This is a genomic window from Rhodanobacter sp. B05 (assembly GCF_002001085.1).
Lineage (GTDB): Bacteria > Pseudomonadota > Gammaproteobacteria > Xanthomonadales > Rhodanobacteraceae > Rhodanobacter.
This window is the reverse complement of record NZ_MUNU01000019.1, coordinates 125,392-143,533: the sequence shown is the minus strand read 5'-3', so window position 1 is coordinate 143,533 and position 18,142 is coordinate 125,392. Positions and strand designations below refer to the sequence as shown.

General features: G+C 64.7%; 18 protein-coding genes. 13 read left to right on the top strand and 5 right to left on the bottom strand.

The features are described from left to right. The first annotated feature begins 45 nt into the window (after positions 1-45). From hflK to B0E47_RS14140, 3 genes are all read left to right on the top strand, one after another. Positions 46-1,113, top strand: a complete 1,068-nt coding sequence (gene hflK, locus B0E47_RS14150; RefSeq protein WP_077514921.1) for an FtsH protease activity modulator HflK — start codon at positions 46-48, stop codon at positions 1,111-1,113. Next, on the top strand, positions 1,113-1,982 hold the full coding sequence (hflC, locus tag B0E47_RS14145; RefSeq protein ID WP_077514920.1) for a protease modulator HflC: 870 nt from the start codon (positions 1,113-1,115) through the stop codon (positions 1,980-1,982). The genes hflK and hflC overlap by 1 nt, the downstream gene beginning before the upstream one ends. Positions 1,983-2,109: 127 nt before the next feature. Continuing rightward, on the top strand, positions 2,110-3,402 hold the full coding sequence (locus B0E47_RS14140) for an adenylosuccinate synthase (RefSeq protein ID WP_077514919.1): 1,293 nt from the start codon (positions 2,110-2,112) through the stop codon (positions 3,400-3,402). A gap of 70 nt (positions 3,403-3,472) precedes the next feature. Here B0E47_RS14140 and smpB read toward each other — a convergent pair whose 3' ends face one another. Continuing rightward, positions 3,473-3,964, bottom strand: coding sequence for an SsrA-binding protein SmpB (gene smpB / locus B0E47_RS14135; protein WP_077514918.1), 492 nt, complete (start codon positions 3,962-3,964; stop codon positions 3,473-3,475). 136 nt (positions 3,965-4,100) lie between these two features. Here smpB and B0E47_RS14130 point away from each other — a divergent pair, with 136 nt between their 5' ends. Both B0E47_RS14130 and B0E47_RS14125 read left to right on the top strand, forming a co-directional pair. Continuing rightward, on the top strand, positions 4,101-4,532 hold the full coding sequence (locus B0E47_RS14130; RefSeq protein ID WP_077515372.1) for a type II toxin-antitoxin system RatA family toxin: 432 nt from the start codon (positions 4,101-4,103) through the stop codon (positions 4,530-4,532). Beyond that, positions 4,525-4,806 (top strand): RnfH family protein, encoded by a 282-nt coding sequence (locus B0E47_RS14125; RefSeq protein WP_077514917.1) that lies wholly within the window; start codon positions 4,525-4,527, stop codon positions 4,804-4,806. Before B0E47_RS14130 ends, B0E47_RS14125 begins: the two co-directional genes overlap by 8 nt. Positions 4,807-4,854: 48 nt before the next feature. On the opposite strand, the gene bamE is transcribed toward B0E47_RS14125, so the two are convergent. Further along, positions 4,855-5,313, bottom strand: coding sequence for an outer membrane protein assembly factor BamE (gene bamE, locus B0E47_RS14120; RefSeq protein ID WP_077514916.1), 459 nt, complete (start codon positions 5,311-5,313; stop codon positions 4,855-4,857). Between the two features lie 76 nt (positions 5,314-5,389). On the opposite strand from bamE, the gene fur reads away from it, so the two are divergent. Next, a complete protein-coding gene (gene fur, locus B0E47_RS14115) occupies positions 5,390-5,812 on the top strand; it encodes a ferric iron uptake transcriptional regulator (protein WP_077514915.1) in 423 nt (140 codons plus the stop codon). Positions 5,813-6,098: 286 nt separating this feature from the next. Here fur and B0E47_RS14110 read toward each other — a convergent pair whose 3' ends face one another. After that, complete coding sequence (locus tag B0E47_RS14110) at positions 6,099-7,697, bottom strand: MASE1 domain-containing protein (RefSeq protein ID WP_077515371.1); 1,599 nt, start codon at positions 7,695-7,697, stop codon at positions 6,099-6,101. 107 nt (positions 7,698-7,804) lie between these two features. Between B0E47_RS14110 and B0E47_RS14105 the strand changes: the two genes are divergently transcribed. Beyond that, on the top strand, positions 7,805-8,440 hold the full coding sequence (locus tag B0E47_RS14105) for a response regulator transcription factor (RefSeq protein WP_077514914.1): 636 nt from the start codon (positions 7,805-7,807) through the stop codon (positions 8,438-8,440). A gap of 11 nt (positions 8,441-8,451) precedes the next feature. Here the strand turns inward: B0E47_RS14105 and recN are convergent, their stop codons facing one another. Then, positions 8,452-10,125: a DNA repair protein RecN gene (gene recN / locus B0E47_RS14100; RefSeq protein ID WP_077514913.1), complete on the bottom strand. Its 1,674-nt coding sequence runs from the start codon at positions 10,123-10,125 to the stop codon at positions 8,452-8,454. Positions 10,126-10,247: 122 nt separating this feature from the next. Between recN and hrcA the strand changes: the two genes are divergently transcribed. From hrcA to dapB, 5 genes are all read left to right on the top strand, one after another. Then, a complete protein-coding gene (gene hrcA / locus B0E47_RS14095; protein ID WP_077514912.1) occupies positions 10,248-11,309 on the top strand; it encodes a heat-inducible transcriptional repressor HrcA in 1,062 nt (353 codons plus the stop codon). A 78-nt stretch (positions 11,310-11,387) separates the two neighbouring features. Then, positions 11,388-11,921: a nucleotide exchange factor GrpE gene (gene grpE / locus B0E47_RS14090; RefSeq protein WP_077514911.1), complete on the top strand. Its 534-nt coding sequence runs from the start codon at positions 11,388-11,390 to the stop codon at positions 11,919-11,921. Positions 11,922-12,070: 149 nt separating this feature from the next. Then, positions 12,071-13,987 (top strand): molecular chaperone DnaK, encoded by a 1,917-nt coding sequence (dnaK, locus tag B0E47_RS14085; RefSeq protein WP_077514910.1) that lies wholly within the window; start codon positions 12,071-12,073, stop codon positions 13,985-13,987. A 145-nt stretch (positions 13,988-14,132) separates the two neighbouring features. Then, on the top strand, positions 14,133-15,260 hold the full coding sequence (dnaJ, locus tag B0E47_RS14080; protein ID WP_077514909.1) for a molecular chaperone DnaJ: 1,128 nt from the start codon (positions 14,133-14,135) through the stop codon (positions 15,258-15,260). A 33-nt stretch (positions 15,261-15,293) separates the two neighbouring features. Then, a complete protein-coding gene (gene dapB / locus B0E47_RS14075) occupies positions 15,294-16,094 on the top strand; it encodes a 4-hydroxy-tetrahydrodipicolinate reductase (protein WP_077514908.1) in 801 nt (266 codons plus the stop codon). 10 nt (positions 16,095-16,104) lie between these two features. On the opposite strand, the gene B0E47_RS14070 is transcribed toward dapB, so the two are convergent. After that, positions 16,105-16,800, bottom strand: coding sequence for a 2OG-Fe(II) oxygenase (locus tag B0E47_RS14070; RefSeq protein WP_077514907.1), 696 nt, complete (start codon positions 16,798-16,800; stop codon positions 16,105-16,107). Between the two features lie 214 nt (positions 16,801-17,014). Here B0E47_RS14070 and carA point away from each other — a divergent pair, with 214 nt between their 5' ends. After that, positions 17,015-18,142, top strand: a complete 1,128-nt coding sequence (gene carA, locus B0E47_RS14065; protein WP_077514906.1) for a glutamine-hydrolyzing carbamoyl-phosphate synthase small subunit — start codon at positions 17,015-17,017, stop codon at positions 18,140-18,142.

Sequence of the window (18,142 nt, the reverse complement as noted above, 5' to 3'; positions counted from 1 at the left end):
CGGCCGTCGTTGCCGGCCTCCCGACGGCTCCAAGGAGACTGACTCGTGGCATGGAATGAACCCGGAAAGAACGGGCAAAACGATCCGTGGAACCGCAAGCGTCCTTCCGGCAAATCGCCGCTGGACGACTTGCTGGACAGACTCAGGAAAGGTGGCGGAAGGCTCGGCCAGGGTCCTGGCAGCCTCCTCACCGGCATCCTGGTGCTGGTCGTGGTCGGCCTGCTGTTCAGCAGCTACACCATCGTGGGCGCGCGCCAGCAGGGCGTGGTGCTGCGTTTCGGGCAGTACGCGCGCACCCTGGCACCGGGCTTCCACCTGAAGCTGCCGCAGCCGATCGAATCAGTCACCAAGGTCGAGGCCACGCGGATTCGCTCGGTCAACGACAAGGTGGCCATGCTGACTCGCGACGAGAACATCATCACGATCGACTTCACCGTGCAGTACCAGGTGGACGATTCGCGCAAATACCTGTTTTCCCTGAATGACCCGGATGGCACCATCAGTGCGGCCGCCGAAGCGGCCGTGCGCGGCGTGATCGGCGGCAGCGACATGGATCAGGTGCTGTCGGCAGCCGGCGCCAACCTGGTCGCCGAGGCGCAGCAGGCATTGCAGAAAACGCTGGACAACTACGACTCGGGACTGCGTGTCACCGAGGTCAGCTTCCAGAACGTGGCGCCGCCGGATGAGGTGAAGGACGCCTTCGACGACGTCAACAACGCCCGCGAAGACAAGCAGAGCATCGAGAATGCCGCGCTGGCCTATGCCAGCAAGGTCGTTCCGGTGGCTCGCGGCGAAGCGGCCCGAATCGCCGCCGAAGCCGCCGGTGACAAGGCGGAGCGGATCGCCCGCGCGCAGGGCGACACGGCGCGCTTCGACCTGTTGCTGGCCCAGTACAAGGCGGCGCCGGAAGTGACCCGCAAGCGCTTGTGGCTGGAGACCATGGAGCAGGTGATGGAGCACAACACCAAGGTAATCGACGGTTCGGACGGTCGCAACATCATCAACCTGCCTTCGGTGCAGGGTTCTGCCGGCGACGTGGGGGCTGCCCAGGCTGGCGCGATCGTTCCGGTCCCGGCATCGGCCAGCAGCACGACCGACAAGGGGGCACAGTGATGAACAGGATATTCGCCGCCGTCATCGCCATCGTGCTGATCCTGCTTGGCCTGAGCAGCATGTTCGTGGTCAGCGAAGGGCACAGCGCGCTGTTGCTGCAGTTCGGCCGCATCGTGCAGACCGATTACCAGCCGGGGCTGCATTTCAAGCTGCCGGTGATCCAGCAGGTGATCCATTTCGACAAGCGCATCCTGTCGCTGGATGCGCCGCCGGAGCGCTATTTCACCTCCGAGAAGAAGAGCGTCAACGTCGATTTCTATGTCAAGTGGCGCATCGTCGACAACGCCATGTATTACCGCGCCACCGGCGGCGACCAGTTGCAGGCGGCACAGCGCCTGACCCCGATCGTGAAGGACGCGCTGCGCTTCGAGTTCAATGCGCGCACCTTGCCTGACCTGATCTCGGGCGGGCGCAAGGACATCACCGAGCGGGTACGCGCCCAGACCGACGCGTCGACGCGAAAGAACCTTGGCATCGCCGTGGTCGACGTGCGGATCAAGCGGATCGACCTGCCCAACGAGGTCAGCGAGTCGGTGTACAAGCGGATGCGCGCCGAGCGGCTGCAGCTGGCCAACGAATTGCGCTACACCGGCCAGGAATCGGCCGCCAAGATCAAGGCCGACGCCGATCGCCAGGCGCAGGTGCTGAAGGCCGATGCCAATCGGGATGCCGCCAAGGTGAAGGGCGAGGGCGACGCACAGGCGGCGGCCATCTATGCGCGTTCGTACAGCCAGGATCCGGAGTTTTTCGCGTTCTACCGCAGCCTCGCGGCCTACCGGACGTCGCTGGAGGATGGTCGGGGCGTGCTCGTGCTCAAGCCGGACTCACCCTTCCTGCGTTACTTCAGCGATCCCTCGCCGAAAAAATAGACAGGACCACCACAGCGGCCAGCATCCACGGCCGTGCTCCCGGGTATCAGGGGAGCGCCTCTCTTCCAGCTCTCTTGGAGGGAGCCTCCAACAACGCATAACAACGCACACGTCGAGCGAGAAGATCATGGGCAAGTCAGTAGTCATTCTGGGCGCGCAGTGGGGCGACGAAGGCAAGGGCAAGATCGTTGACCTGCTGACCGAGCGGGTCAGTGCGGTGGCGCGTTTCCAGGGTGGCCACAACGCCGGCCACACGCTGGTGATCAAGGGCAAGAAGACCGTGCTGCACCTGATCCCCTCCGGCATCCTGCGCGACGACGCGCTGTGCCTGATCGGCAACGGCGTGGTGCTGTCGCCCGAGGCACTGATCCAGGAAATCGCCGAGCTCGAGGCCAACGGCGTCGAAGTGCGCTCGCGCCTCAAGATCAGCCCGGCCACACCGCTGATCATGCCGTACCACATCGCCGTCGATAAGGCGCGCGAGATCGCCGCCGGCGGCAAGGCCATCGGCACCACCGGCCGCGGCATCGGCCCGGCGTACGAGGACAAGGTCGCCCGCCGCAGCGTGCGCGTGGCCGACCTGATGTACCCGCACGAGTTGCCGGCGCTGATCAAGACCGCCGTCGACTACCACAACTTCATCCTCACTCAGTGGCTGAAGGTCGAGCCGGTCGATTACCAGAAGGTACTCGACGATGCGATGGCTTGGGGCGAGTACATCCGCCCGATGGTCGACGACGTCGCCACCATCCTGCACGACGTGCGCAAGGACGGCGGCAACATCCTGTTCGAGGGCGCGCAGGGCGCGCTGCTCGATATCGACCACGGCACCTATCCGTACGTCACCTCCAGCAACACCACCATCGGCGGCGCACTCGCCGGTACCGGCGTGGGCGCACGTGACATCGACTACGTACTGGGCATCTGCAAGGCCTATGCGACGCGCGTCGGCAGCGGCCCGTTCCCGACCGAGCTCAAGGACGAAATGGGCGAACGCCTGCGCAAGGTCGGCAACGAGTTCGGCGCCAGCACCGGCCGACCGCGCCGCTGCGGCTGGATCGACCTGGTCGCGCTGAAGCGCGCCACCCAGATCAACGGCATCAACGGCCTGGCGATCACCAAGCTCGACGTGCTCGACGGCCTGGATACCATCAAGGTCTGCATCGCCTACGAATATCGCGGCAAGCGCCGCGAGCTGGCGCCGCTCGATGCCGACGGCTGGGACGAGTGCAAGCCGGTCTACCTCGAGTTCCCGGGTTGGCAGGAATCGACGGCCGGCATCCGCGAGTGGAACAGGCTGCCACCCGCGGCGCGTGCCTATCTGCGCGCGGTGGAGGAGCTTTCCGGCTGCCGTCTCGCGCTGGTGGCCACCGGTGCGGATCGCGAGGACACCATCGTGCTGGACGATCCGTTCGCCTGAGCGTGGTTCGGTTCGGCCGAGATGCTGAAAGCGCCCGTCAACGAGCAGTTCTTTCAGCATCGTGCGGCAGTCAGGACGTCCGGTTGTGCGAACGCATGGTGCGCTGTTTCTCGATCTGCCAGTCGCGCTGCTTCTCGGTGTCGCGCTTGTCGTGTTCCTGCTTGCCGCGAGCCAGGCCGATCTCGACCTTGACCTTGTTGCCCTTCCAGTACATGGCGGTGGGTACCAGCGTGTAACCCTTGCGCTCGACGGCACCGACCAACTGGTCGATCTCCTTGCGGTGGAGCAGCAGCTTGCGCGTGCGGCGGTCCTCGGCGATCACATGCGAGGACGCGCTGATCAGCGGCGGGATCGAACTGCCGACGAGGAAGATCTCGTTCTTGAGGACGACGGCGTAACTGTCGCCGAAGTTTATCCGCCCCGCACGCAGTGCCTTCAGTTCCCAGCCCTGAAGCGCCACGCCAGCCTCGAAGCGCTGGTCGATGTGGTATTCGAAGCGCGCCCGCTTGTTGAGCGCGATGGTGCCGCCGCCCTTGTTGTCCTTGTCCTTCGTCTTGGCCATGTCCGTTAAACTCGAGCGCGTCGCCCTGTGGTTCGCCCGGTCCCGGCGGGAACGGACGCATTGAAAGGTGCAGCCTGGATGGCTGCTTCCTGTTCCTCGCAGTCAGGGATGAATGCAAGAACTGAAGAGGGTTGTCGTGATCGAAATTCGTCGCAGCGCACTGGTGAAGTATTCGCCCGCGCAGATGTTCGACCTGGTGAATGAGGTTGAAGCATACCCAAAGCGCTTCGCCTGGTGTGCGGGCGCCGAGGTTCTCGAACGCCACGCCGATGCGTTGGTGGCTCGGCTCGATCTCAAGTTCGCCGGGTTCCACCAGAGTTTCACCACGCGTAACGTGGTCGACCCGCCGCGGCGCCTGCAGATGAGCCTGGTCGACGGCCCTTTTCGCAGTCTGGAAGGCGTGTGGGATTTCATCGCGCTGGGCAATGCCGGTTGCAAGATAGCCTTCCAACTTGACTTCGACTATGCGGGAAGAATCGGCGGTGGAGCATTGAAACTGGGTTTCCAGGGCCTGGCCGGACGCATGGTCGATGACTTCTGCCGTGAGGCCGAGCGGGTGTATGGCTGAACACACCTTCACTGTCGAGGTCGTTTATGCCGGGCCGAAATCATCGATTCAGCGGCGCCGGGTGGAGCTGCGCGAAGGCAGTACGGTCATGCACGCGATCGAAGCCTGCGGCATAACGCTGTCACTGCCGGTGGGAGCGATCGATCCGACCTGCCTGGGGATTTTCGGGCGAAAAGTTGCTCCGGACCAGTTGGTGCGTAGCGGGGACCGCATCGAAATCTATCGGCCGCTCGCGCTGGACCCGAAGGAGGCGCGTCGACGGCGTACCCGCTGACAGACAGCACGAACCAAGATGCCGTCCCGCACGAAGTCCCTTCCGGATTCAATGCCCGCTGTCGGTGCCCTGGCCCAGGCCGCCATTGTTCTTGTTGTCATCCGGCAGCTTGCTCTTGTCGCCTTTCGTCTCGTTCACCGGGTAGCTCGAGTTGTATTTCCGGCTTTCCTTGATCAACTGCTGATCGTCCTTGGCGAAGAAATCGCCTTGGGTGCGTACCAGCGTGTCGTTGTTGAAGGTGAGCGTGAACGCACGGACCTTGACCGGGCCGCCGCGCCTGGCCTGGGTGGAGACATAGTCCCATCGGCTATGGTCGAACGGCGTGCTGACCGATGGCGTGCCCATCAGGACCAGCACCTGATGCTTGGTCATGCCCGGCTTGAGCTGATCCACCACTTTCTTGTCGAGCAGGTTGCCCTGCTGCACGTCCGGCGTGTAGGCGATGTGGCAGCCAGCGACGGAAAGCGCCAGCATGGCGATAACCAGCAGGATAATCAGCTTGGGCATGCGTGTTGCATCCAGGGTCGTAAAAGTATCGAATGATACACTACCGGCTTGAGATCGCCGTGGGTGGAGGTGGGTTATGGAACAGGAAACCAAGGAGCTGCGCAGGGTCGGCCTCAAGGTGACCCACCCGCGCATGCGCATCCTGCAGATCTTCGACGAAGAGGGGGTACAGCACCTCACTGCCGAAGACGTTTACAAGAACCTGCTCGCCCATCAGGAGGATATCGGGCTGGCGACGGTGTACCGCGTACTCACACAATTCGAAGCGGCGGGCATCATCGTCAAGCATAATTTCGAAGGTGGCCAGGCTGTTTATGAACTCGATCGCGGCAAGCACCACGACCACATGATTGATGTGGACAGCGGAAAGGTCATCGAGTTCGTCAGCGAGGAGATCGAGCGTCTGCAGCACGAGATCGCCGCCCGGCATGGCTACGTGATCGAGGATCACAGTCTGGTGCTCTACGTGCGACCAAAGCAGCGCAGCCGAAAGGACTAAGCTGCAGGCGTCTTGGTCCAAGAGGCGGAATCAGGTGAACGGCCAAAAAAAAGCCGCGAAGCGGACTCCTGTCCACCCGCGACTGCTCCTCTACCTGTCGGACGGCGTGCTCGAAAATTCGAGCCTGCCGGAATCCGGTGCCAGGTAGCGGCGAAACGGCTTCCTGCCGTTTTTCAGGACCACCGTCCCCACGGTGACCCTGATCCGCCATCTCACGACGGCGGCTCCCCCACATCGATGACACGATCCTAACGATGTCTTCACGTTTTCGGTATCGGAAAAATTCCTAGTTTTGCTGAGGACGTCCTGCAGTTCCTCTGTTGCTTCGCAGCAAAATTCGCAGGTGGACGCCTGAATGATCAGGGCGTAGACGGAATTGCCCGCCCAGCGAGGTAACCCGGTCGCGCATGCCTTGCAGACCCCGGCCCCCGCGAGGCAGGCGGTTGGGAAGGCCGCTGCCATCGTCGCGCAGATCGAGCACGGCCAAGGCCGCGCCATTGCGTTCACCGATGCGCAGACGCAATCCGAACTCGCCGGCATGGGCGTGCTTGACCGTGTTGGTCGCGCTCTCCTGCACCAGTCGATAGATGGCAGTACGCGTGTCGTCGTCCAGCAGCCGGGGGTCACCATGCAGTGCCGTGCGGTATCGCATGCCGGCGCTGGTCAGAAGATCGCGAATCGGTCCCTCGTCGAGCGCCCGGAACAGGCCGAACTCGTCCAGCACGGCGGGACGCAGGTCGTCCAGCAGGCGATGCAGGGCCCGCCGCATGTGCCCCAGGATGTTGTTGATCGAAGTGCTGACGTCCTCCATGCCGGCCTCGCGCAGGCGCGCCTGCGCGAGCTTCACGTGCGTCTGGATGGCGGTGATGTTCTGGCCCAGCTCGTCGTGCAGTTCGGCGGCGAGGTGGCGCCGCTGGTTTTCGTCGGCCTGCAGATTGCCGCGCGCAGCGTCGCGCAGTTGGTGGGCAAGTTGATCCAGCCGGCGATTGACCGCGCCAAGATAGACGTTCTGCTCGGCCACTCGTTTGCTGCTGCGTCGCAGGGCGTCGGTGGCGGAACCGAGCATCAGCGCGCCGGTGCCGGCGACGGCCAGGAACAGGTAAGCCGCCGCGGTCGACGGGGTGTGGCCGAGATGCCAATCGACCAGGGTCATGCCCAGGCTGGTAATGAGCATGGCCAGGCTGGCACCGCGCCAGCCGTGACGGAACGCGAAGAACAGCACGGGGGCCAGCGACAGCACGCGGGCGAACTGGGGCTGCGGTGCAGCACGCACGGACAGCACCAGCAAGATCGCCATGGAAGGTACCAGCACCAGCAGTCCGTCCATGAACAAGCGTATCAGCGCCGCCTTTTCCATTCGGGTATGCAGCAACATGATCAGCACCGGCGCGACGATCAGGATCGCCAGATAGTGGCTGAGTAGTTCCTCGGCGATGGCGCGCACCATCAGTTCGGGTGAGCTTGGTGAGTGCAGCAAGGCGAGCAGTGCCGCATCCACCGCGGTCGTCGTCGTCACCACCAGCAGCACGGACAGCAGCAGCCGGGTCACTTCCTGCGGACTGCGCAGGCTGGCATGCAGGTTGAGCCTGCGCAGCAGCCACATGCAGCCCATCATCGCCACGAACCCCGGCATTTCATGGAGCGCAGGACTGCTCCACCCGGGCGGAAGTCCATGGATCAGGCCGATACCGGCTGCGGCCGCCAGTTCGGCGCCGAGGAACCACACCCAGTAGCGCATCGGCGCAAGCAGCAACGCGGCGAATCGCAGCCCGAAGGGCAGTGTCCAGTAGGGCTGGGCGGTTGTCTGCAGCAACAGCCACAGGGCCAGGTAGCCGGTGCCCAGAAGTGGCCCGGAATCGGGCAGCAGGAGAGGCTTCGATCGCATGCCGGGATGGTACATGTGCCCATCGGAAGAGTGGCATGCTGCGTCCCCCGGATGCCGCTGAGCCGGGAAAGTGCCCCGAGGCATGTTTCCTGTGTCAAAGTAGGGCGATGCACAGCATCGTTCTGGTCGACGACCATGCCATCGTTCGTGAAGGCTTCAAGCGGCTTATCGAGCTGGAGCCGGATCTGGAGGTGGTGGCCGAATGCCGCAGCGCGGACGACGCGGTGGAAGCGGTCGGACACTGGCGGCCGGATCTCGTGGCGCTGGATCTGTCGCTGCCCGACGGCAGTGGATTGCCCTTGATCGAACACCTGCTTAGCGTGCACGCATCGACTCGCGTGGTCGTTCTGAGCATGCATGATGGCGATCCCTACGTCAGCGAAGCGTTGCGCCGTGGGGCCAGCGGCTTCGTCACCAAGGGTGTGGCGCCGGAAGAGCTGGTGGCGGGCTTGCGCTCGGTGATGCAGGGCGAGTGCTTCCTCAGTTCGGATCTGCGCCAGCGTCGCGCCGACCGGCCCAACGCGGCACTCGATCCGGTCAATCGCCTGACCGCGCGCGAGCGCGAGGTGTTCCTGCTGCTTGCGGGCGGGCGTACACCCAAGCAGGTTGCCGCGGATCTGGGGATCGGCCAGAAGACCGTCTACATCCATCGCGCGAGCCTGATGGGCAAGCTGGGGGCCGGGTCGGAGCTGGATCTGTACCGGATGGCGTCCGAACGCGGGTTGCTCTCTCCATCGGCCTGACGGCGAGGCGTTCAGGCGGTCTGCGCGCGCTCCAGCATCTGCTTGGCGTGCGCCCGGGTTTCCCGGGTGATCTCCACCCCACCAAGCATGCGCGCCAGCTCGTCGCGCCGGCCGCTGGCGTCCAGCGGCTCGATCTGCGTGCGGGTAGCATCGCCATCGGTGTGCTTGCTCACCCGCAGGTGGGCATGGCCCTGCGCCGCCACCTGCGGCAGATGAGTCACGCACAACACCTGGCGCTCGGCGCCAAGTGCGCGCAACTTCTGCCCGACCACTTCGGCCACCGCACCGCCGATACCACTGTCGACCTCGTCGAAAATCATGCTGCCGACCGTGTCCTTGCCCAGGGTCGCGACTTCGATGGCTAGGCTGATGCGTGCCAGCTCGCCGCCCGAGGCGACCTTGCGCAGCGCGCGGGGCGGTTGGCCGGGATTGGCGCTGACCAGCAGTTCGCAGCGCTCTTGCCCTTGCATGTCCGGCTCATCCGTCGCCACCGCCTCCAGTTCGATCCGCAATACGCCACCCACCATGCCCAGTTCGCCCATCAAGACGGAAACCTCGTCGCCCAGTCTGACGGCGGCTGCGCCGCGTGACTGGCTCAGCCTGCTTGCCGTCCGGGCGTACTCGTCGTGCAGCAGCTGGCGCTGGACGGCCAGTTGTTCCAGCGTGTCGCCGGCACCGTCGAGTTCGGCCAACTCGGCGCGCAGCGCCACCAGCTTGTCGTGCAGGTCCGCAGCCGGTAGCCGGTACCGACGCGAGAGCGCGTGCAGGTGGCTCAGATGCAGATCGACCTCGGCGTAACGGGCGGGATCCAGATCCACATCCTGGGCATAGCGCCCCAGGCCGTCGGCTGCTTCGCCCAGCTGGATGCCGGCGTTGTCGAGCATTTCCAGCCAGGGGCCCAGTTTGTCGTCCAGGGCCGCGAGCTTGTCGAGTTCGGCATGAGCGCGACCCAGCGCGCGGCGCAGCGCGAACTCGCCGTCGCCGTCAAGCAGGTCCAGGATGCCGGCACTCCCTTCGGCCAACCGGCCGGCGTTGGCCAGGCGTTTGTGGCTGGCTTCGAGTTCGGCCAGTTCGGCGGGAGGCAGCGCCCACTTCTCCAGCTCGTCCAGTTCGTGGCGCAGCAGTTCGATGCGCTGCTCGCGGTCCTCGCCGCCGCTGAGTTTGTGGATGCGCTGGTTCAATTCGCGCCATTGCCTTGCCTGCAATCCGATTTGCGCGAGCAGTTCATCGTGCCCGGCGTAGGCGTCCAGCAGGGCAAGCTGGTGCGGACGAGACAGCAGCGCCTGATGCTCGTGCTGGCCATGGATCTCGACCAGCAGGGACGCCAATTCGCCAAGTTGTCGCGCATTTGCCGGGCGACCGTTGATCCAGGCTTTCGAGCTGCCTTCGGCGCGCAGGACCCGCCGCAGCTGGCAGGCGCCATCTTCGTCCAGTTCCTCGCGGCGCAACCATTCCCGTGCCTCGTGCAGGTCGGCGAGGTCGAACTCTGCCGCCAGCTCGGCCCGGTCGCTGCCTGCCCGCACCATGCTGCTGTCGGCGCGCGCACCGGCCAGCAGCATCAACGCATCGACCAGCAGCGACTTGCCTGCGCCGGTTTCGCCGCTGACCACGGTGAGGCCGGGGCCGAAAGCCACTTCGGCAGCCTCGACGACGGCAAAATGGCGGACGTAAAGCGAAGTAAGCATGGGCAGGTCGGTGATGGGGTGAAGGGATTGTAGCGGGAGCCCGGCAGGGCAAAATACTGCTTTCGCTTGCAAGCCGCGTGCATTGACCTTATTTCTGTCGGGTCTCAGGAATTGCTACAGACATGATCAATCCACATGGCCACGATCTCGATGCCCGCGCCCGGCGCCTGTTGCGCACGCTGATCGCCCAATACCTGGTCGACGGCGAGCCGGTGGGTTCGCGCACGCTGTCGCGCTCGTCCGGCCTGGATGTGAGTCCGGCGACGATCCGCAACATCATGGCCGACCTGGAAGATGCCGGCCTGGTCGCCTCGCCGCACACTTCGGCAGGCCGTGTACCCACGCCGCGCGGACTGCGCCTGTTCGTGGACAGCCTGATCGAATTGCAGCCGCTGCCGCGCAAGGAAATGGAGCGCCTGCAGAGCGAACTGCCGCCGGGGCCGACCACAACGCGGGATCTGCTCGGCAACGTTTCGACCCTGCTGTCGGCGATGACCCGCTTCGCAGGTGTCGTCACGGTGCCGCGCCAGGTGGACTTCCCGCTGCGCCATATCGACTTCGTGGCGCTGCCGGACGCGCGCGTGCTGGTGATCCTGGTGTTCACCGACAACCAGGTGCAGAACCGCATCGTGCAGTTGGCCAAACCCCTGGTCAGCCGCGAGCTGGAGCAGGCGGCGAACTACCTCAACAGCCATTTCGCCGGCCTGCGCGTGGACGACATCCGCGCGCACCTGCTGGCGGAAGTGCGCGAGACCGGCAGCGAGCTCAACCGTCTGCTGGCGACCACGGTGGAGCTCGCCACCGCCTCGTTCGCGCCACAGGCCAGTGGTGCCGACGTGCTGGTCAGCGGCCAGACCAACCTGATGGCGTATTCCGAGTTGGCCGACCTGCAGCGGTTGCGTGAATTGTTCGATGCTTTCCAGCAGAAGAACGAGTTGCTGCAACTGATGGAGGTCTGTGCCAGGGCACCTGGCGTACGCCTGTTCATCGGCGAGGAATCGGGTTTCGCGGCACTGGACGGTTGCAGCGTGGTGACCGCCAGCTATGGTGCGCAGGGACGGGTGCTGGGCGCGGTCGGGGTAATCGGGCCGACCCGGATGGCCTATGAACGGGTGATCCCGGTGGTGCAGGCGACGGCCGGATTGTTGAGCGATGCCTTGAATCGCGTCGCGACGACCCTATAACCGGCCACAGAGGCGGGATTTTGTTGAATTGGAAGGCAGGCATTGGTGCCGGCCACGGACTTTTGTTGGGAGTGATGCATGCACGACAACGACCCTCAGTCGCACGACGAGGCGCTGGATCCAGGCGCGCCGGATGAATCCGCGGCTGTGGAGATTGCCCGGTTGCAGGCCCGCGTGGCCGAGCTCGAAGCCGGCAATGCCGAGCTGCGCGAGACGGTGCTGCGGGAAAAGGCCGAAATCGAAAACCAGCGTCGTCGATTGCATCGCGACCTGGAGCAAGCCCGCCGGTTCGCCAACGAGAAGCTGCTGAACGAGCTGCTGCCGGTATACGACGGTCTGGAAAGTGGTCTGGCGGTCGAGGGCGGTGACCTGGCGTCGATGCGCGAGGGCATCAGCCTGACCCTGAAGGCTCTGCTGAAAGTGGCCGAAAGCCACGGCATGGTGCAGGTCGATCCGTTGGGCCTGCCGCTCGATCCGGAGCGTCATCACGCGGTGAGCATGGTCGAGGCACCGGGCAAGGCGCCGGGTACCGTGGTCAGCGTGCTGCAGAAGGGCTATGTGCTGAATGATCGGCTGCTGCGTCCGGCGCTGGTCGCCGTCGCCGCGGACTGAGAACAAATCAGTTGGCGGCGGTCTGAATGCCGCGCCGACGAAGATGACGAAATCGCATCGGAGGCCTTGCCGGCATTGAATCGCCACGGCAGACCCCCATCTGGAAACCATCGCGGCCGCGGGGCCGTCAACAGATTCGGAGCATACACATGGGCAAGATCATCGGCATCGACCTGGGCACCACCAACTCCTGCGTGTCCGTGATGGACGGCAGCACCGCCAAGGTCATCGAGAACTCGGAAGGCGATCGCACCACGCCGTCCATCGTCGCCTTCAACAAGGACGGCGAAGTTCTGGTCGGTGCCTCGGCCAAGCGCCAGAGCGTGACCAATCCGAAAAACACGTTCTACGCGGTGAAGCGCCTGATCGGCCGCAAGTTCACCGATGCCGAGGTGCAGAAGGACCTGCATATCGTGCCCTACGGCATCATCGCGCACGACAACGGTGACGCCTGGGTGCAGACCTCCGACGGCAAGAAGATGGCGCCGCAGGAGATTGCCGCCAAGGTGCTGATGAAGATGAAGAAGACCGCCGAGGATTACCTCGGCGAGACCATCACCGAGGCGGTGATCACGGTGCCGGCCTACTTCAACGACAGCCAGCGCCAGGCGACCAAGGACGCGGGCAAGATCGCCGGCCTCGACGTCAAGCGCATCATCAACGAGCCGACCGCGGCCGCGCTGGCCTATGGCCTGGACAAGAAGGGCGGCGACCGCAAGATCGTGGTGTACGATCTCGGCGGCGGCACCTTCGACGTGTCGATCATCGAGATCGCCGAGGTCGATGGCGAGAAGCAGTTCGAGGTACTGGCCACCAACGGCGATACCTTCCTCGGTGGCGAAGACTTCGACATGCGCGTCATCGACTACCTGGTCGAGGAGTTCCAGAAGGAGCAGGGCATCGACCTGCGCAAGGATCCACTCGCGCTGCAGCGCCTGAAGGACGCCGCCGAGCGCGCCAAGATCGAGCTGTCCAGCAACCACCAGACCGACGTCAACCTGCCATACGTGACGGCCGACGCGTCCGGTCCCAAGCACCTCAACATCAAGTTGACCCGGGCCAAGCTCGAGGCGCTGGTGGAGGATCTGGTCAAGCGCACCATCGAGCCGTGCCGTACCGCGTTGAATGACGCGGGCCTGCGCGTGTCCGACATCAACGAGGTGATCCTCGTCGGTGGCCAGACCCGCATGCCCAAGGTGCAGGAGGCGGTGAAGGACTTCTTCGGCAAGGACCCGCGCAAGGACGTCAACCCGGACGAGGCTGTCGCTGTCGGCGCGGCGATCCAGGGCGGCGTGTTGGGCGGCACCGTCAAGGACGTGCTGCTGCTCGACGTGACCCCGCTGTCGCTCGGCATCGAGACGATGGGCGGCGTGATGACCAAGCTGATCGAGAAGAACACCACGGTGCCGACCAAGGCGGCGCAGACCTTCTCCACCGCCGACGACAACCAGACTGCGGTAACTGTGCACGTGCTGCAGGGTGAGCGCGAGCGCGCCAACGCGAACAAGTCGTTGGGCAAGTTCGACCTGCAGGGCATCGAGCCGGCACCGCGCGGCATGCCGCAGATCGAGGTCACCTTCGACATCGACGCGAACGGCATCCTGCACGTGTCGGCCAAGGACAAGAAGACCGGCAAGGAACAGAAGATCGAGATCAAGGCCGGTTCCGGCCTGTCCGAGGAAGAGATCCAGCGGATGGTTGCCGACGCCGAGGCGAACAAGGAAGAGGACAAGAAGTTCCACGAGCTGGTGGCCACCCGCAACAAGGCCGACCAGCTGGTGCACGCCACGCGCAGCGCCTTGAAGGAGCACGGCGGCAAGGTACCGGCCGATCAGCTCAGCAGCATCGAGGGCGCGTTGTCCGATCTGGAAAAGGTCAAGGACGGCGAAGACAAGGCGGCGATCGAGGCCAAGGTCGAAAAGCTGGAGCAGGTCGCCCAGGCGCTGTATGCCGCGGCGCAGGGGTCTGCATCCGGCGACGCCGGTGCGCAGTCCGCGCCTGGCGGTTCGGCGCAGCCCGACGACGTGGTGGATGCCGAGTTCACCGAGGTCAAGGACGACAAGTAATCATCGGTCGGCAGCCGTGCAGCCGTTCCCGGCACGGTCGACTGCACCAGCCCGCGGCCGGGATTTCCCGGCGCGGGCTGTGTGCTGAATGCGGTCATGGCCTTCGCCTGCCGGCAGGGGCGCAACGAAGCAGTGTGGATGCATGATGAGCAAGCGTGACTACTACGAGGTGCTGGGTGTCGAGCGCAGCGTCGGCGAGGTCGAACTGAAGAAGTCCTTCCGTCGACTGGCGATGAAATATCATCCGGATCGATGCCCGGACGACCCTGCGGCACAAGACAAGTTCAAGGAGGCCAAGGAAGCCTACGAGGTGTTGTCCGACGCTCAGAAGCGCGCGATGTACGATCAGCACGGTCATGCCGCTTTCGAGCATGGCATGGGCGGTCGCGGCGGCGCCGGCTTTGGCGATGTGGGCGACATTTTTGGCGACATTTTCGGCGATATCTTCGGCCGGAGCGGCGGCGGTCGCGGCCGTCCGCGGCGCGGTGCCGACCTGCGCTACATCATGGAGCTCGATCTGGAAGAAGCCGTGTTCGGCGTCAGCCGGCAGATCGAGATACCCACCCAGGTCAACTGCCACCATTGCAACGGCAGCGGTTCGGAGGATGGCAAGGTCAGCAAGTGCAAGACCTGCCACGGCCACGGCCAGGTGCGCATGCAGAACGGCATTTTCTCGATCCAGCAGGCCTGCCCGCATTGCGGCGGCACCGGCCAGGCGATCGAGAAGCCGTGCAGGAAGTGTCACGGCGAGGGCCGTATCGAGGAGACCCGCACGTTGTCGGTGCAGATTCCCGAGGGCGTCGACAACGGTGATCGCATCCGCCTGAGCGGGCAGGGCGAGGCTGGTCAATCCGGCACCCCGGCCGGCGACCTGTACGTGGAAGTGCATGTGCGCGAGCACGCGATCTTCCAGCGCGACGGCAACGATCTCTACTGCGAACTGCCGATCCGCTTCTCGCAGGCCGCGCTGGGTGCCGAGCTGCCGGTACCGACGCTGGACGGCGAGGTGCCGATCAGCATTCCCCCGGAAACGCAGACCGGCGCCCAGTTCCGCCTGCGCGGTCGCGGCGTGAAATCGGTGCGCAGCAGCCGACATGGCGACCTGATCTGCCGCGTGGTGGTGGAAACGCCGGTGCGCCTCACGAAGCAGCAGCGCGAATTGCTGGAATCGCTGGAGGCTACCTTCGACGGCAACGATGCCGGCAAGCACACGCCGCGCGCCAAAGGCTGGGTCGATGGCGTCAAGGATTTCTGGTCGAAAGTCACCGCATAACGCTTTCCTGCCATCCACCGGAGCGCATCACCGATGACACGCCCCCTTCGCCTCGCCATCAATGGTGCTTCCGGTCGCATGGGCAGTGCGCTCCTTGATCTGCTTGGCGCCGATGACCGCTTCACGCTGGTCCATGCGGTCGTCGCCGCGGAGTCGGCACACGACGGTCGGCCCGTGTTTCCCGGTGCTGCCGATTCGTTGCGCTATGCGCACGAGTGGAGTCATGCACCGGCAATCGACGTGGTGATCGACTTCAGTGGACCGACGGGATTGGCGGCGGCACTCGATCACTGCCAGATCCATGGCACCGCCCTGGTCAGTGGAACCACCGGTCTGGATGCTGCACTGGAAGCGCGACTCGCCGACGCCGGCAAGCGCATGGCGGTCCTGCGTGCCGCCAATTTCAGTCTCGGCGTGGCGGTGCTGACGCGATTGCTGCGTGAGGCTGCCGCAGCGCTTCGGGCCTGGGATGTGGAAATCGTCGAGGCGCACCACGGTCGCAAGCAGGACGCACCTTCGGGCACCGCACTGGCGCTCGGCCGCGTTGCCGCTGATGCACGGCAGACCACACTGGAGCGGGCGGCGGTGTACCACCGCGAAGGGCGGACCGGCGAGCGGAACGATGGCAGCATCGGGTTTGCGGTGGTACGAGGCGGCGATATCGTCGGCGAGCACACGGCGATGCTGGTCGGAATGGGGGAGCGACTGGAGTTGATCCATCGCGCCACCGATCGCTCGATCTTCGCACGTGGAGCCATGCAGGCGGCGTACTGGCTGGCAGGTCGCGAGCCGGGCCACTGGCAACTGGATGACGTGATCGCCACGCCCCGCTGAGGTGATTTCCTCAGTCGCGATGCGAGGCGTTGCGATCGCGACCGGCGCCCAGCCTGGTGTCCAGCCGGCCGAATACTTTCTTGAACACCCGGGAGAATTTCCCGCGTTTGGTCTTGCGCAGCTTTTCTTCTTCGCTGGTCAGCCAGGCGACCTGGATGACCCGCCGTTCGCCTTCGTAGGGCAGGTGGCCGTGGAAGGAATTCTCGCAACGCTTGAACACCGCGAATTCGCCATATAGCGGTATCAGTTCGGGCGCCACCACGCTGTCGATGTCATCGATGCGATGCAGGAAGCGCAGGCAGCCGTCGCTGCTGTCCGGCCACTGCGCATTGAGATAGATCAGCGCGGTGGCGATCTTCGACTTGCTGTCGGTATGGATGGTGCCGTGGCGCTTGTTCAGCAGGCGGCACAGGGTCACCAGGGTCGGGTACTGGTCGAGGTTCTCGATGCCCAGACGCAGCCCGACGGCGCGAGCAAAAGCCGCGGACGTCATGTTCTCGACCAGCGCGTTGACGCTGGGGCCGCAGTCAACCGGGTCGTAGGGAAAGAAGCCGGCGCTGGCGTAGCGCGGGAAGTCGCGATCGATGTCTCCGCGCACTTCGTCGGGCAGTTGGCCATGGGCCACCATGAACGGGAAGGGGTCCTGCTGCACCACGGTATCCGGGCGATCGAGGCGCGCGGGATCGAGCAGGACAGCAGCACGCATGGGATATTCAGCTCCATTGAAATAAGGCCTAGTTTAGCTCTCTCCGGGCTGTGCCAGCAGATTCGGAGAGCGCGGGTTCAGTCGACATAAGGTGGACAGAAACACAGTCGCAGCCTATCATTTCAACCCGCCCAGACCGTTTCCCTCCCAAGCTCCACAAGCCAGCAATGCGGCGGCTTGCGGACTTTGCTGCATCCAAAAGGCGGACATCGCAATGCCTCAACCCGCTCTGCTTGCCCTCGAAGATGGCAGCGTGTTCCATGGCCACGCCGCTGGCGCGGCCGGAGAAACCATCGGCGAGGTCGTGTTCAACACGGCGATGACCGGTTATCAGGAGATCCTCACCGATCCTTCCTATGCACGCCAGATTGTCACCCTGACCTATCCGCATGTGGGCAATACCGGCATCAACGACGAGGACGTCGAATCCACTCTGGTGCATGCCGCCGGCCTGATCGTGCGCGACGTGCCGCGCTGCGCCAGCAGCTGGCGCAGCAAGGGGAGCCTGCCCGATTACCTGATTCGTCATGGCACGGTGGCCATCGCCGGCATCGATACTCGCCGGCTTACCCGCATTCTGCGCGAGAAGGGTGCGCTCGCCGGTTGCATCGTGGCGGGGGAACGCGTCGACGTGGAGGACGCACTGGCCAAGGCACGCGCGTTCCCCGGCCTCAATGGCATGGACCTGGCCAAGGTGGTCGGCACGAAAAAGTCGTACGTGTGGAACCAGGGTGTCTACGACCTCGATCGCGCCACATTCAATCAGCCGGCGATGCGCTTCAAGGTGGTGGCCTACGACTTCGGCGCCAAGCACAACATCCTGCGCCTGCTCGCCGAGCAAGGTTGCAATGTCACCGTGGTGCCACCGCAGACGCCTGCCGCCGACGTGCTGGCGATGAAACCGGACGGCGTGTTCCTTTCCAATGGTCCGGGTGATCCGGCCGCCTGTGATTATGCGATCGCGGCGACCCGCGAGCTGCTCGACGCGAGAGTCCCGTTGTTCGGCATCTGCCTGGGCCAGCAGCTCATGGCGCTGGCACTAGGCGGCAAGACGCTGAAGATGAAGTTCGGCCACCACGGCGCGAATCATCCGGTCAAGGATCTGGACGACGGTCGTGTGCTGATTACCTCGCAGAACCACGGATTCGCCGTGGACCCGACCAGCCTTCCGAGCAACGCGCGGGCGACCCATGTCTCGCTGTTCGACGGCTCGCTGCAGGGCTTCGCGCTGACCGACCGCCCCGCCTTCTGCTTCCAGGGCCACCCCGAGGCCAGCCCCGGTCCCCGCGATGTCGGCTACCTGTTCCAACGATTCGCCGCACTGATGCAGGAGCCCCGCTGA